Source organism: symbiont of Argiope bruennichi, assembly GCF_051094275.1.
Classification (GTDB): Bacteria; Bacillota_I; Bacilli_A; order Mycoplasmatales; family SG1.
Map to the genome: position 1 here is coordinate 23,228 of NZ_CP070274.1, position 14,946 is coordinate 38,173.

The following is a 14,946-nucleotide window of genomic DNA, read 5'->3' on the forward strand; positions in this document are numbered from 1 at the left end:
CTATTTATCCCCCGATACGTACTTTTCTTTGTTCGTCTCCTGTTGCTTGAAATGTATGTTCATCAAAAAGTTCTAAGGTGCCTAAACAAACACCAATAATTTTTCTTGCAACTTCTCTTCTAAAATTTTCAAAAATTTTACTTCCATCCTCGATATATTGTTGAAGAGGATTTTTTTGGGCATAACCTCTTAAATGAATTCCATATCTTAAAATGCTCATTTGAGTTAGATGATCGATTCATAAAATATCCAAGGCATTTAAAACAATAAATTTTTCAAATTTATTGACAACATTTTCGTTGTTTATTGATCTTTTTAGGTAATATTTTTGATAAATTTTATGATATAAACTATTGTTAATTTTTTCAACCTCGAAAGGAATGTCAATAAATTTTTTAAAACTTATTTCAATTTTTAAATCTGATAAAACAACTTCTTTCAAGTTATTTAAATTTACTATTTTTTCACCATCAACAATATCGGTGTTTTTTTTTACCACAGAATTACAATAATATTTAATCATTTCTTCAATAATTGGTAAAAAATCTGTTAATAAAAGAATTTTATCTCTTTGAGCATAAACTAATTCTCGATGCTGAGATATAATATTATCAAACTCTAAAATATCTTTTCGAGAATCATAGTTCATCCCCTCAATTTTTTTTTGAGCTTGGGTTAAACTTTTCGAAAGAAGTCGGCTTTGAATGACGTTATCGCCCATTTTAGAGAATAAAGATCGAAGTTTGTCGCCAGCAAATCGAACAAATAATTCGTCTTCAATTGACAAAAGAAAGACACTATAACCTTTATCTCCTTGTCTTCCAGATCTACCTCTTAATTGATTATCAATTCTTCTAGATTCATGTCTTTCAGTACCAATTACATGTAATCCGCCAAGTTCTTCAACTTTTTCTCCAAGTTTAATGTCTGTACCTCTACCAGCCATGTTGGTAGATATGGTAATATTTTTATATTGCCCGGCTCTTTCAATAATTTCTGCTTCTCTAAAGTGGTTTTTGGCATTTAGGACGTTGTGAGGGAGTTGCTCTTTTGTAAGTAATCTAGATACTTCTTCAGAAGCATCAATATTTGTTGTCCCGATTAAAATAGGAGTTCCTTTTTCATGCAATTCTTTGATAGTTTTTAATAAATATTTATGTTTTGCAGACTTTGAAGAAAATATTAAATCTTTTTCATCCTTTCGAATAAGTGGTTTGTTGGTTGGAATTTCAATAACCCGCATATTGTAAATTTTTCTAAACTCATCTTCTTCAGTTTTTGCGGTTCCAGTCATTCCAGAAATTTTGCTGTATAAACGAAAGAAGTTTTGGTAGGTGATGGTTGCAACAACTTGGGTTTCGGGTTCAATTTTTACTCGTTCCTTGGCTTGAATTGCTTGCTGTAATCCTTCGCTGTAAGATCTGCCTTCCATTATTCTTCCAGTAAACTGATCTACTAGCAAAATTTCATCGTGTTTTACAATATATTCGACTCCGTTTGCAAAAATTAAATTAGCTTTTAAGGCATTTTGAATGCAATGGATTAATTCTTTTTTTGATAAAGAATATAAATCATCGGTTTGAAAGTAAATTTTTGCTTTTTCTTGGCCTTGAATCGATAAACTTGCAGTTCTAGATTCTTCGTCAATAATATAATCTTCTTTGTATAAAGATTTAGCAAAATTATCTGCTTCTAGATACATTGATTCACTTACTGCAATGCCACCAGAAATAATTAATGGAGTTCTAGATTCATCAATTAAAACTGAGTCAACTTCATCAATAATACAATAGTTTAAGGATCTGATACATTTTTCTTGATATTCTTTGACCATGTTATCACGAAGATAGTCAAATCCTATTTCACTGTTGGTAGAAAAAGTTACATCTTTTGAATATGCTTCTTTTTTTAATTCTTTTGAGAAAGAAGCCTTGTTAAGACCACAAGAGATCCCTAAAAATTCTAACACTTGGCGATCAAAATTATAGTCTCTCTCTGAAAGATATTCATTTACAGTAACAATATGTACCCCTTTTTTTGTCAGGGCATTTAAATAAATTGGTAAAATAGCTGTAAGTGTTTTTCCTTCACCAGTTTTCATTTCAGCAATATCGCCATAATGTAGGACAATAGCCCCCATTAATTGAACAAAAAATGGAAATTGATTGTGTATTCTTTTACACGCCTCTCTACATACTGCGTAAGCATCAACCAAAATATCATCTAATGTTTTGTTTTTATTTTGAACTAAGTCTAAAAATATGTTTGTTTTAGCTTTTAATTCCTCATCTGATAATAATGATGTTGCTTCTTTTAACTTTTCAATTTCTAAGGCAATTCTTTTGACTTCTTTTAAAATTTTGTAGTCATTAGAAAAATAATTTTTAATAAATTTCATTTGCTTTTAATATTTTATGATATTTTTACTTTTTTAATTCACTTGAAAGATTTAATTTTTTAATTATGTTAAAAGAAATAATTTTATTTACATAATAAACTATAAATAACAGCAATATTCCAATTGGAATTTCTCATAGTTTAAAGGTTGATGGAACAAAAATTTCATTAGTTGAAAAAATAAAATTTAAGGCATATATAGTGCAAAAATATACCGGAATTAAGGAGACAAAATATACAAAAAACAGAATATATGTGTATATTTTTGAAATTATATTATTAATTTCTCGATCTTTATAACCAAGTGCCTTCATAACAAATAAGTTTTTTTTATTATCTTGCAAAATATTTGAATTGGTTACAGCAATTATAATTAGAGAAATCCCAATTGACAAACAAATAATTACAATAAATAAAATTGATAAGGCAATTAATAAACTATTGTATGCGTTGTCAAACATTTCATTTGAAAAAAGACTGTTAATGGAACCTAGACCTTTTTGATCAAAATTTAATGAAGAATCGTTTTGGTTATCTTTTAAAACAACTTCCCCGCCATTTAATCCTAAAGGGGAATAATCTCCGTATGGTTGAAAAACACTGTATGAGACAAAGTCTTGGGGGGTTGCAAACTCTGATAATTTTGAATTAAAAAAATTTTTTGCAAAATATTCATAATAAACTGGATCTGACTTTTTAAATTGTTTCCAGGTTCTAATAGCTCGTTTAACAAGGATTTTTCTGTATAAAATCTTTCATATCCGTAGTCGTTTGTAATTCCTACAACTTTTAAATTTTTATTTTCAGGAATTTTAGATTCAGATATTTTTCCATCTTTTAAATAATTATTCGAATTTAAACAAAAATAATTATCTTGGTTGTAATAAAAAGAAGAAGCGGATGAATCAGTCAATAAATCTTCTTTTTTCCCATCATAATTTCATTTCCCCACATTTTCTGGATCGCTGTCTGGGTTGACATCTGGGGTAACAAAATTTGATGATAATTGTTTAATATCTAAGGGGTTAGAAGAATTATCTTTAGTTATATTAACTTGATCGTATAAATAATTAAAATTAATTTTATCTCCAGTTTTTAATTTATAATTTCTTGCCAAAGTTTTGTTAATTAAAACTGGTAAATAATCGTTGTTTTTTTCTGAATCGATAATATTTTGATATTTTTTTAAATTTAACCTTGTGTTTGAAAAATCGATTCCTCAAATGTCTGCTTCATCATGCTTATTGTTTATTAGTCCATTTATTTTAGTAAAAAGTTCTTCTTTAGAATCAGTAAAAGGAGCTGCTCCGAAATTTAATGAAAAATTTGGATTTTTTAAGTTTTTTGCAATATAGCTGGGAGCATTGTGTTTTATCATTCATGTAACACACTCGCCAACTTTGTCATTTTCATTGGGATCGCCAGTCAATTTACAAATAATTTGACTTAGTGGATTATCTGGTTTTATGTTATTATTTAGTTCATCTATAAAATATTTGTCTCATACCTGTCCTGAAAGAAGTGACAGACATGGAAATTTTTCCAAGGAGTTCTGCATCGTCCTTTCCATTAATATGATATTTTTTTAATTCTTCTTTGTTAAAAGGATCAAATGTGTCAAAAGTTGGGTTAATAAAGTTATTTACTTTATTATCATCAAAAACTTGAACTTTATCAAAATTTTGTCGGGAGATATATCTCTATTTTTAAAAGAAAAATTAGGACTATTGTAAGGATTTGATTGATAATATACAACTGATTTGTATGGATTATTTTGATTTAAAACAATATTTTTGTAATTTTCTATATTTACGGGTAAATTAATTGAAATAGAAATTAAAAATGATGCAAGTAATAATAATAATGAAGAATAAAAAATTCTTAATTTGTTATTTTTCATTATTGAAAAAGCAATTTTTTTTAAGAAAGTGCTTTTTCAAAAAAAATTAGACAAAAATTTTTGATATCTTTTTTTCATATTAAATAGATTTTGCCATTTTTTTTCTAATTAAAAAATAAACGCTAATGAAACGTGAAAAGTGAAATAAATAACGCGTAATAACAAATATCGATGGAGAAAGAAATTCAACTAAAAGAAATTTTTGTAATATTTACCATAAAGAAGTTGTTAAATAGTGAAAATAAAAGTTTTTGAAATAAAAAACTAAATCCTAATGAAAAAATTGATAAAAATATTGCAAATACAAAAGGATAAAAAGAATATACAAAAGTTATACTTTTTTTTTTAAAACCAAGACTTTTAAAAATTAAAATGTTATCTTCATCGTTATCAATTCTTTTTCTTGCAATAATTGCAACAACAAAAAAAATTGTTAAATTTATGGATAAAAGAAAAATAATTGAAATTTTATTTTCATATTCTACAAAGTAATCAAGAGTTGTGGTTCTTGAATATCACAAATTATTAGTAATAAACTTATTATTGTATTTATCATAATAACCAAGAGTTGGAAAAGCAAGCTTTTCTGGTGGTAAAATATTTTTTTGATTATCTCAAATTTTACTAATAATTTGCTCGTAAAATTTGTTTGAAAGGCGTGCCTTATTTACGTCTTTTGGAAAATGAAATAATAAAATTTGATCTCTATCTGCAAAAGATTTTGTTCGATAATCATCATTTGAATTGTTTAGAAGAAAATTTTGATTAATATAACATACTTCAGAGTTTTTTGTCTGAGGTACTGTATCAATCAAATCAATTTTTGGATAACTTACATCGAAGGAATTTGCAAGTCCGTTAACTTTAAATTTATAGGGATCTGGATCTGAATCGTTTGTTTTTTTAGTATTCTCATCTGAAAAAAAATTATTAAAATCTAAAATATCACCAACTTTTATGTTGCTTTTTTTTGCATATTCAGTTGATAAAAAAACACACCGATCGTTTTCATAATTACAAGGTATTACATCCTTGTAAAATATTTTGTCAACCTTATTGTTAATTGCGTAATCGTTTGTTTTATCATCGTATGGTATTAATAGAGCTTTTTTATTGTTTTTGTTGTCATAATAAGCTCTGTAGTCTCTGTAAGTAAAAGTAATATCTTTAAATTCTTTATTGTTTTTAATCTCGTTTTGAAGTGACAAAATAAGCTGTTTTAAGTCATCGATCTGATCTTTAGCTATTTTATGACTAAAAAAATTTGAAGCGTTTAAATCAAGAATGGCGTCGCTCGCATTTGAATTTAATTTTCAATTCGTTAACGTTTCATTAAATGAAGCATTTGCAGAAAATATTCCTCAAGTTAATGATAATGAGGTTAAAAGCAATAAAATTAAAGAAAAAAAATGAACTTTATTATCCCATATAGAGAAAATCATATTTTTTATTAAATGTTTCATTTTTTAGTTATTATTCTTCAGAAAATAAAAACTCTTTGGAAATATAGTTTTTATGTAAATCATTACTAATTGTTTTATATAAAACAACAATTTTTATACATTTAATTTTACTTAAAATATAATTTTTTTTTAAGTAAATAATTAAAGTTTTGATTGTTCATCCAGAAGTCATAACGTCATCAAAAATAACAATTTTTTTATTTTGGAAAAAATTTATGTTTGTTATTTTATCTAAAAAAATTTGATTAAAAATTTCTGATTTATCTTTTTTGTATGATTGTTTGTGTCTGTCGTTTTTTTTACTAAATAAAAATAAAAATTTATTAAAACCTAAGATTCTTCCAATATTTAGCAAAAGATCTGGTGTCTTTGTTGGAGGTAATAAAACTCAATAGTTTTTTTTAAAAAAAATTGGTAAAAAACTATTTTTTGCTTCATTTAATAAGGGAGAAAAAATTTTATTTGATTTTGCAACTTTAACATTTTGACGATTTTGTCCCTTATAAAAATTTAAAAAGTAAAAGTCAAAGGTAGAAAATTTTATTTTTGAAAAAAATTTCATCTTTTAAAAAAATTAAAAACTAACAGTGTAATGTAAAATAATTGTAATAATAGAAAAAAAAGAACCAACTGCAAAAGCTAATGCAGATGAGAGAACAAGCATAATTAGGTAGCTAAGTCACTGTTGTTTGGTAATCAAAAATTTTTTAATATCAAAGTGTCAAATGACATAAAAAGATATTATAAAACTAATAATATAAATAAAAAAACAAACATAAAGAACTGAATCAGGTAAAAGTATGGCATTTTTATTTTGATATTTTCTTTCCTTGTAAAAGATTTGTAGCAATTTTTAAATTAATTTGAGCGTTAATTGCTTCGGCCTTAGATTTGGACTGTTCATATTTCAATTTAGATTCTTGTTCTAATTGTAATGCTTTATCATAATTAATTTGTGATATTGGTGCAACATATTCTGATGTTATTGTACAAACATTATGTTCGAATGTAAGAATTCCCCCATTTATTACTCATAAATTTTCCTCTCCATCTTGAAAAAGTCGCATTCAAGAAATATTTATATAACAATAAATTGGAGTGTGATTGGATAAAATTCCAATAATACCATTATCAGTTGTAGCAACTAAAAGATCCACAATAAAACTGTATTTTTTTTGCGGAAGAATGATGTTTAACTTAAATCCCATGTTTTAATCTTTTTCGTTATTAAATTTTTTAATCACATCATCAATTGTTCCAACATATAAAAAGAATTGTTCTGGAATGTGGTCATGAATACCATCGCAAATTTCTGAAAAAGCCCTAATCGTATCTTGTAAATTTACAAATTCCCCTTTAAGTCCTGAAAATTTTTCAGCAACATTAAATGGTTGAGATAAAAAGTTACGAATTTTTCTAGCTCTTTGAACAATTAATTTATCTTCTTCTGATAATTCTTCAATTCCTAAAATTGCAATAATATCTTGTAATTCTTTAAATCTTTGTAAAGTTTTTTGAACTTTTCTTGCGACTTCATAGTGCTCTTTACCGACAACATCCTCTGATAGTGCTCTTGAAGTTGAAAGTAAGGGATCAATTGCTGGATAAATTCCAAGTGAAGCAATTTGGCGGTCTAGCACAGTTTTTGCATCTAAATGACTAAATGTAGTTGCAGGAGCTGGATCTGTTAGATCGTCTGCAGGAACATATACGGCTTGAACTGAAGTAATAGAACCATTCTTTGTAGTGGTAATTCTTTCTTGTAGCTCACCCATTTCTGTTGAAAGCGTTGGTTGATAACCTACAGCTGACGGCATTCTTCCAAGCAAAGCAGAAACTTCACTACCAGCTTGTACATAACGAAAAATGTTGTCAATAAATAAAAGAACATCTTGCTTTAAGATATCACGAAAATATTCTGCCATCGTAAGTCCTGTAAGTACTACTCTCATTCTAGCACCCGGCGGTTCATTCATTTGTCCAAACACTAAAGTAGTTTTTTCAATAACACCACTTTGAAGCATTTCAAAATACAAGTCGTTACCTTCTCTTGTTCTCTCACCAACCCCAGTAAAAACCGAAAGACCACCATGATGAGTTGCAATGTTGTGAATCAATTCTTGAACTAATACTGTTTTACCCACTCCTGCACCACCAAAAAGACCAGTTTTACCACCTTTTAAGTAAGGACACAAAAGATCAATAACTTTTATGCCGGTAACTAAAATGTTAGTTTCGATTGACTGATCTTGAAAAGATGGAGCGGGTCTGTGAATTTCTCAATAAGGAACACCATCAGAATTGAATTCTTTATCGTCGATTGGCTGACCTAAAACATTAAAGATTCTACCAAGAGTTGTTTTACCTACTGGAACTTTTATTTGAGATAGCGTATCTCTTGCTTTAAGGCCACGAAAAAGTCCTTCGGTTGCGTTAATAGAAATGCATTTTACTGTGTCATCGCCAATGTGTTGAACTACTTCTAAAACTACTTTTCGATCATCCGCTTCAATCTCTAATGCATTTAGCAAATTTGGTAAATAATTGTTTTCAAATTTTACATTTACAATTGGACCAATAATTTGAGTTACAATTCCAAAAATTTCTTTTGATTTATTTTCCATATTTAATTATCCTGTCCAGAAATTATTTCAGTAATTTCTCTTGTAATTTTTTCTTGGCGAATTTTATTTGCTAAAATTTTTAAATTTTCAATAATTTCATTTGCATTATCGGTTGCATTTTCCATGGTATTCCTTCTAATTGTAAATTCACTCAATTTACTAACAGTTAAGCAATAAAATAAATTTGCTACCAAGTACTGAAAAATTAAACTTTCAATCATTACTGAGAATTCTGGCTCATAAATAATTGTTGGACTAAACTCTAAGTTTTTTTTATCAAACAAATATTGATTATTTTTTTTTATAGGAATAATTTGTTCAAATTTTTCTTCGGTTTTGCTTTGGCTTATAAATTCAGAATAAATTATTTTTACACAATTAAAATTTTTCTCTTTAAGACAAAAAATAATATTCCCAACAATTGAACGAATAAAATCTAAAGTAATATTTTCGTGAAAATCTACATATTCATTAAAAATTTGATAATCGTTTCTTTTTAAATGTGATGCAGCCTTTTTACCAAGAACAAAAACAATATCTTTGTCTCTGTTAAAATTTTTTTGAAAAATTTTTAACAAACTGTTATTATAATATCCACAAAAACCCATGTCTGAGGAAATTAAAATTCAAATGTTTTTTTCATCTTCCTTAGGAATTTCATTTGTGTATAAAGAACTTTGATTATTATTATTATTTGCAACAATTTTTTGAATTGCAATATAAACATTTTCATGATATTCCTTGTAAGTTTCAAAAATTTTTTTAATTTTTTGAATTTTTGAAGCCGAAATAAGTTTCATTACCTTGGTAATTTTTTTAATAAGTTCAACTGATGAAATTCTTTTTCTTACTTCAGATTCATATGCCATTTAATTTAAGTGTTTCTTTGAAAATTCTAAAAATTGTTGTTTTAAATTTGTATCGTATTTTGCAGATTTTTTTATGTAATCTTTAATAAAATCGATATTTAGTTTAAAGAGTTCTGTTTCAATCTCTTTTGTTAATTCTTGTTTCTCTTCGATTTCTTGAATTAAATTAAAATAGTTTTTTCTTGCAAATTCAGGTAGATTAGTTTTTATTTCAGAAATTTTTTCTTTTGGAATTCATCTAATAAATTTTTCTTTAATAAAAAAAAGAAGTAGGGCTTGATCTTCGTGTGAAAGAGGTGAAAATTGAGATTGTTTTAAAATTTCCAAAATTTTTTCTCCACTATCTAAAATTTCTGCAGTAATTTTATCAATATCACTTCCAAATTGAGAAAATGACTGAAGTTCATAATATTGAGCTAATTCTAATTTTAATTTTGAAGATAAAACTTTAATAATTTTTGTTTGTGCTGCAGATCCAACTCTAGAAACAGATAGCCCGTAATTTATTCCAGGTCTTTGACCTAAATTAAATAAATCAAGGCTTAAAAAAATTTGACCATCGGTAATTGAAATTACATTTGTCGGAATATATGCAGAGATGTCCCCGGCTTGAGTTTCAATAATTGGAAAGGCAGTAATAGATCCGCCACCGTTTTTGTCACTCAATTTACATGCCCTTTCCAAAAGGCGTGAATGCAGATAAAAAATATCTCCAGGATAAGCTTCTCTTCCGGGCGGTCTTCTTAAAAGAAGTGATAGTGATCTGTAAGCAATAGCGTGTTTTGAAAGATCGTCATAGACAATAACAACATCCTTCCCTTGTCACATTCAATATTCTGCGATTGTTATTCCAATGTAGGGTGATAAATACAAAAGTGAAGGTTGTTCTGAAGCAGATGTTGCAATGATTGTTGTATATTCTAAAGCGTCGTTTTCTTGGAGTTTTTTTACAATTTGACCAATTGTTGAATTTTTTTGACCAATTGCTACATAAACACAATAAACATTCTTATTCTTTTGATTAATAATTGTGTCTAAAATTATTGCGGTTTTCCCTGTTTGACGATCACCAATTATTAATTCTCTTTGCCCTTTACCAATTGGAATCATACTATCAATCCCAATTATTCCCGTAAGAACCGGCTGATTTACAGTTTGTCGCTGCATAACAGAAGGAGCAATTATTTCAATTGGCATTTTTTTTAAATTTTTAAATGGTGCAAGGCCATCAATTGCATTTCCAAGACCATCGATAACTCTTCCTAAAAGTTCATCCCCAACATTTGTTTCAACAACTTTTTTAGTTCTAAAAACACTTTGACCTTCTTTGATGTCATTTTCAGAACCTAAAAGAACTGCCCCAACAAATTCTTCCTCTAAGTTTAAAACCATACCTGACATCTTATTTTCAAATAAAATAAGTTCGCCAATCATAGCATTATTTAATCCATAAATTGTACAAATTCCGTCGCCAAGACTAATTATTTTGCCTTCTTCTTCCAAATTAATGTCAGAAAAATCAAATTCTTTTATCTTGTTTTCTAAAATACTTGCAAGTTCATCTATTTTCATATTTTTTGTTTTTTAAAAGTTATCTGACATTTTATGTAAGATGCTTTTTACTGTTTTGTCATAGCTTTTATTTTCAAAAACTATTTTGTATCCCCCTATTAAATTTTTATCAATATGTTTAAAAAAAATGTAATTTTCTTTTAAAGATAACTCTTTTAAAATTATTTTTTTAATAAATTCATCAGAAAAATTGTTGGCTAAATAGACATCAATTTTTTTTATATCTAGTGCCTCTATCAATAATTGCAATAAATAATTATTTATTTTTTTGATATAAAAAAAATAATTTTTTTCAATAATTAAAAAAATAAAATTTAAGAAGTACTTACTAAAATATTTTTTTAAATTTAAAGAAATAAAGTTAATTGTTTTTTCTTTAGAAATTTTATAGCTAGTAAGAAAAGCAAAAAAATACTTGTCGTTAAGAAGTGTTTCAAAATCCCTTGCCTCTTTATACAAAACATCCAATTGGTTGTTTTTTTTATACAAAGAAAAAATTGCCATTGAAAAAGCGGTAAAATTATAATTTTGTTTCATTCTCTTCTTTTTCTAACAAGTCAGTAATAATTGATTTATCAGCTTTTTCATCAATTTTATTTTTTAAAAATTTTTTGCTTACTGAAACAACCAAATCTACAACATATTTTTTTGACTCTTTTTTGAATTGTATTTCACGCTTTTTTATAGATTTTTCAAAATTTTGTTTTTCTAAATTAATTTTGTTCTTTGCTTTTTCTAAATTGTCATCATATATTTTTTGAGCTTTTAATTTTGAATCTAAAATAATTTCCATACCTTTTTTATTAATTAAATCTAATTCTTTTTGGCTTTCTAAGAAATTATTTTTTGCTTCTAACTCCATTTTTTCAGCATTCTGAATTTTTGAATCAATATATTCATTTCTTTCTTTTAACGTTTTTTTTAATGGTTTTCAAGCAAAATATATTGCAAAGAATAGTAAAACAGAAAAAGCCAATAAATGCGCTACTATAGTAAAAAAATTTGGAAATAAATCGCCTTTAATGTCAGGTATGTCTGAAAAAAAGCCTCAAAAAAAATTCATAATTTTTCTTTATGAGTAAACAAACATTAAAATTAAAGAAATTAAAAGTGAATAAATCGCGCCAGATTCAGCAATAGCTGCTCCAATGATCATTATTGTTCGAACTTTATTGGCGGCATCTGGGTTCCTTCCAATCGCCTCAGCAGCTTTACCGGCAGAAAATCCCTGCCCAATTCCAGCACCTAAACAACCAGTAGCAGCCATTCCAGCTCCAATTGCAATTAGTCCTCGATCAGTTATGTTTGCTTGATAAAATAAAGTTAAAATAACTGAAAATGTGTGATCAAAATATGAAAATAAATGCATTTAATATCCTTCCCTAAATGGTTCTTACAATGTCAATTTTTGGATTTGCATAATAAACATCTTTTTTAATGTCTAAATCAATTTTAGTAGTTTTTTTTCTTTCTTGATGAACAGTTTCAATCTCTGCTTCAATTGCAATATATGACATTGACAATAAAGTAAAAATAAAACTTTGAATTAATCCATCAAAAATATCAAAATAAAAATGAAATGGCGGTGCCAAAATCATTAAAATAAAATTAAATCTAAATGTATCTGAAGAAACACCAAAAATATTGTCATATAAATTATTGCAAAATAAATAAACTAAATAAAGGATTGTTGTTCCAGCAATCATATTGCCAAAAATACGAAATGTTATACTAATAAATGGTGAAAATTGGGTAATAATTTCTAAAGGATTTTTAACAAATTTTAAAAATCATTTTAATCCATTAAATCAAATACCAGACACAAAAATTCCAACAAAAACTAATAAACCAAATGTCAAGACAACAGAATAAGACGAAGCTATTGGCATAAATCCCAAAAGAGAAAGCAAATTGCCGATTCCTAAGTATAAAAATAAAAGTCCTGTGTAAGGTGCAAATCAACGAAATTTATTCCCCATTACAGCAACTGTAGTTTCATCGATTCAATTAATGTAATTTTCAACCACCAAGACATATCCAGATGGAGACTTGTTCGGTTTTGACTTTAAATTTTTTATGTAATATGTAATTATTAGAAAAAAAATTATAATAAAGGTTATTAAGATTGTAATTAATTGTGTTTGAAAATGATATTTAATTGTAAAAAAACTAAAATGGAACATAACTTTATTAATTTATCATTTTTATTTTAATATAAATAATATAAATTGAAACAAAATTTTTTAATTTTTGAAACTAAAATAGTTTTAAAAAACAAGTTAAAAAGTCTTTAAATTTTATAATGCAATTGATTTTCTTTATTTTTTTGAACAAAAATAAAAAAAAAGTTAATAAGTAGAGAAAAAGAAACTCCCAAAATTATTCCCAAAATTGAAACATTTTTCACAAAAACAAAAAAAATAGCAAAAAATGTTGCCATAATTAAAAGTCTCAAAAATCAGACAAAAAGATATCAATTCTTTATTTGTTTAGAAATTTTATTTTGATTTTTGGCATTATTTACTAAGTAATTAATGCTTCAAAGTGATGATATATTGTAAAAAACCGTTAGAAAAACACTTAGCAAGTAATATATAAGAAAATAAATACTGTATTTTTTTGTAAAAAAAATTATTAGAACAACAAAAAAGCAAAAAAAATGAAGTAAAAAGAAATAAAAAATTCTATTTTTTATTTGAAAGTAATTTTTTAACTTCTTTTTTAAAATTATTAATTTGTTCTTCGTTTGGTTCACAACTTAAAATTTTATCAATTAAATTTACAGCTTTTATAAAATCTTTTTCTTTTCATCCCATTGTTGTCATAAAAGGAGTCCCAATTCTAATTCCTGAAGTTTCATTTGCTGAAAGACTTTCAAAGGGAATCACATTTTTATTTAAAATAATCCCGGTTTTTTCTAAAATTGTTTGGGCTTTTAAACCAGTGATATTTTTACTTTTTAAAATGTCAATATTTATAATATGATTGTCAGTTCCATTTGTTAAAACATAGTAGTTTAACTCTAAAAATCTTTTAGCAACTGCTTTTGCATTCAAAATTACTTGATCAATGTAATTTTTAAATTTTGGATCCAATGCTTCAATAAAACATTGAGCTTTTGCAGCAATTACATGCTCCAAAGGGCCACCCTGAATTCCGGGAAACAAGCTTCTGTTAATTGATTTTTTGTATTTTTCTTTTGCAAGAATCAATCCGGATCTAGGACCTCTTAGGGTTTTATGAGTTGTTGTTGTAACAAAGTCTGCGTATGGAAAAATATGTGGGTGATTATTTGTGCATACAAGACCTGAAATGTGTGCCATATCAATGTGTAGATATGCTCCAACTTTATCGCAAATCTCACGAAACTTTGAAAAGTCAATTGCCCTGCTATAAGCGCTAGCACCAGCCAAAATAATTTTTGGTTTGTGTTTTAACGCTAAATTTAAAATTTCATCATAATCCAGCAAATAAGTTTCCTTGTTTACGTGATAATGAATAAAGTTGTAATTTTTACCGCTAATGTTTAGTTTGTATCCGTGGGATAAGTGCCCGCCTGAATTTAAATCCATGGCAAGAATGGTATCATTTTTTTCTAAAAAAGCAAAATAAATGACTTCATTTGCTTGGCTGCCAGAATGAGGTTGGACATTAGCATATTCTGCATTAAATAGCTTTTTTGCAAGTTCAATTGCCATAGTTTCAATTTCATCAATGTATTCGCACCCTCCATAATATCTTTTATTAGGGTATCCTTCAGCATACTTATTTGTAAGACATGATCCTGTAAGTTTACAAATTTCTTCACTACAAAAATTTTCACTAGCAATTAGATTTATTGTTGAAAACTGCCTTTTTTTTTCTAAATCTACCAATTTTTCAAGTTTTTTGGTTTGTTCTTTTAAAAATTTATTCACGAGTACACCTTAACTTAAAACTTAATAACTAATTTTAAATATTTAAAAAAATTTTTACTAACAATTAAATTAACTGTATTTGTTCTCTAAATTAACCAAATTTTTAAGTACTTTAATTTTTTCTTTTAAAAAAGTTTATATGTTTGTCTTCATTTTATCCTGTCTTAACTTAATAATTAAATTAACTTTGGGTGACCAAAAAAA

16 protein-coding genes are annotated in these 14,946 nt (G+C 26.5%); all 16 read right to left on the reverse strand.

Going from position 1 to position 14,946, the window contains the following annotated elements; genetic code table 4:
- Positions 1–4 precede the first annotated feature (4 nt).
- Entirely contained in the window at positions 5–2,398 is a 2,394-nt protein-coding gene (gene secA / locus JTY60_RS00135) for a preprotein translocase subunit SecA (RefSeq protein WP_434414627.1), read from the reverse strand.
- A gap of 25 nt (positions 2,399–2,423) precedes the next feature.
- A complete protein-coding gene (locus JTY60_RS00140; protein ID WP_434414628.1) occupies positions 2,424–2,858 on the reverse strand; it encodes an FtsX-like permease family protein in 435 nt (144 codons plus the stop codon).
- Positions 2,859–2,962: 104 nt separating this feature from the next.
- Positions 2,963–3,955 (reverse strand): hypothetical protein, encoded by a 993-nt coding sequence (locus JTY60_RS00145; RefSeq protein WP_434414629.1) that lies wholly within the window; start codon positions 3,953–3,955, stop codon positions 2,963–2,965.
- 84 nt (positions 3,956–4,039) lie between these two features.
- Complete coding sequence (locus JTY60_RS00150; RefSeq protein ID WP_434414630.1) at positions 4,040–4,297, reverse strand: hypothetical protein; 258 nt, start codon at positions 4,295–4,297, stop codon at positions 4,040–4,042.
- 122 nt (positions 4,298–4,419) lie between these two features.
- Positions 4,420–5,760, reverse strand: coding sequence for an ABC transporter permease (locus JTY60_RS00155; RefSeq protein ID WP_434414631.1), 1,341 nt, complete (start codon positions 5,758–5,760; stop codon positions 4,420–4,422).
- A 10-nt stretch (positions 5,761–5,770) separates the two neighbouring features.
- The gene (locus tag JTY60_RS00160; protein WP_434414632.1) at positions 5,771–6,322 is read right to left on the reverse strand and encodes a phosphoribosyltransferase; all 552 of its coding nucleotides are present in this window, start codon (positions 6,320–6,322) and stop codon (positions 5,771–5,773) included.
- Positions 6,323–6,334: 12 nt separating this feature from the next.
- The gene (locus JTY60_RS00165; RefSeq protein ID WP_434414633.1) at positions 6,335–6,610 is read right to left on the reverse strand and encodes a hypothetical protein; all 276 of its coding nucleotides are present in this window, start codon (positions 6,608–6,610) and stop codon (positions 6,335–6,337) included.
- Positions 6,570–6,968 (reverse strand): FoF1 ATP synthase subunit delta/epsilon, encoded by a 399-nt coding sequence (locus JTY60_RS00170; RefSeq protein ID WP_434414634.1) that lies wholly within the window; start codon positions 6,966–6,968, stop codon positions 6,570–6,572. Before JTY60_RS00170 ends, JTY60_RS00165 begins: the two co-directional genes overlap by 41 nt.
- 3 nt (positions 6,969–6,971) lie before the next feature.
- Positions 6,972–8,384 (reverse strand): F0F1 ATP synthase subunit beta, encoded by a 1,413-nt coding sequence (atpD, locus tag JTY60_RS00175; protein ID WP_434414635.1) that lies wholly within the window; start codon positions 8,382–8,384, stop codon positions 6,972–6,974.
- A gap of 2 nt (positions 8,385–8,386) precedes the next feature.
- The gene (gene atpG, locus JTY60_RS00180; RefSeq protein ID WP_434414636.1) at positions 8,387–9,253 is read right to left on the reverse strand and encodes an ATP synthase F1 subunit gamma; all 867 of its coding nucleotides are present in this window, start codon (positions 9,251–9,253) and stop codon (positions 8,387–8,389) included.
- Entirely contained in the window at positions 9,254–10,825 is a 1,572-nt protein-coding gene (gene atpA / locus JTY60_RS00185; protein WP_434414637.1) for a F0F1 ATP synthase subunit alpha, read from the reverse strand.
- A gap of 12 nt (positions 10,826–10,837) precedes the next feature.
- Positions 10,838–11,362: an ATP synthase F1 subunit delta gene (atpH, locus tag JTY60_RS00190; protein WP_434414638.1), complete on the reverse strand. Its 525-nt coding sequence runs from the start codon at positions 11,360–11,362 to the stop codon at positions 10,838–10,840.
- On the reverse strand, positions 11,346–11,888 hold the full coding sequence (locus tag JTY60_RS00195; protein WP_434414639.1) for an ATP synthase F0 subunit B: 543 nt from the start codon (positions 11,886–11,888) through the stop codon (positions 11,346–11,348). Before JTY60_RS00195 ends, atpH begins: the two co-directional genes overlap by 17 nt.
- Before the next feature lie 9 nt (positions 11,889–11,897).
- Positions 11,898–12,194: an ATP synthase F0 subunit C gene (gene atpE / locus JTY60_RS00200; protein WP_434414640.1), complete on the reverse strand. Its 297-nt coding sequence runs from the start codon at positions 12,192–12,194 to the stop codon at positions 11,898–11,900.
- 13 nt (positions 12,195–12,207) lie between these two features.
- Entirely contained in the window at positions 12,208–12,852 is a 645-nt protein-coding gene (locus JTY60_RS00205; protein WP_434414641.1) for a FoF1 ATP synthase subunit A, read from the reverse strand.
- 657 nt (positions 12,853–13,509) lie between these two features.
- Positions 13,510–14,742 carry a serine hydroxymethyltransferase gene (gene glyA / locus JTY60_RS00210; RefSeq protein WP_434414642.1) on the reverse strand — a complete coding sequence of 411 codons (1,233 nt, stop codon included), beginning with the start codon at positions 14,740–14,742 and terminating at the stop codon, positions 13,510–13,512.
- Between the last annotated feature and the right edge of the window lie 204 nt (positions 14,743–14,946).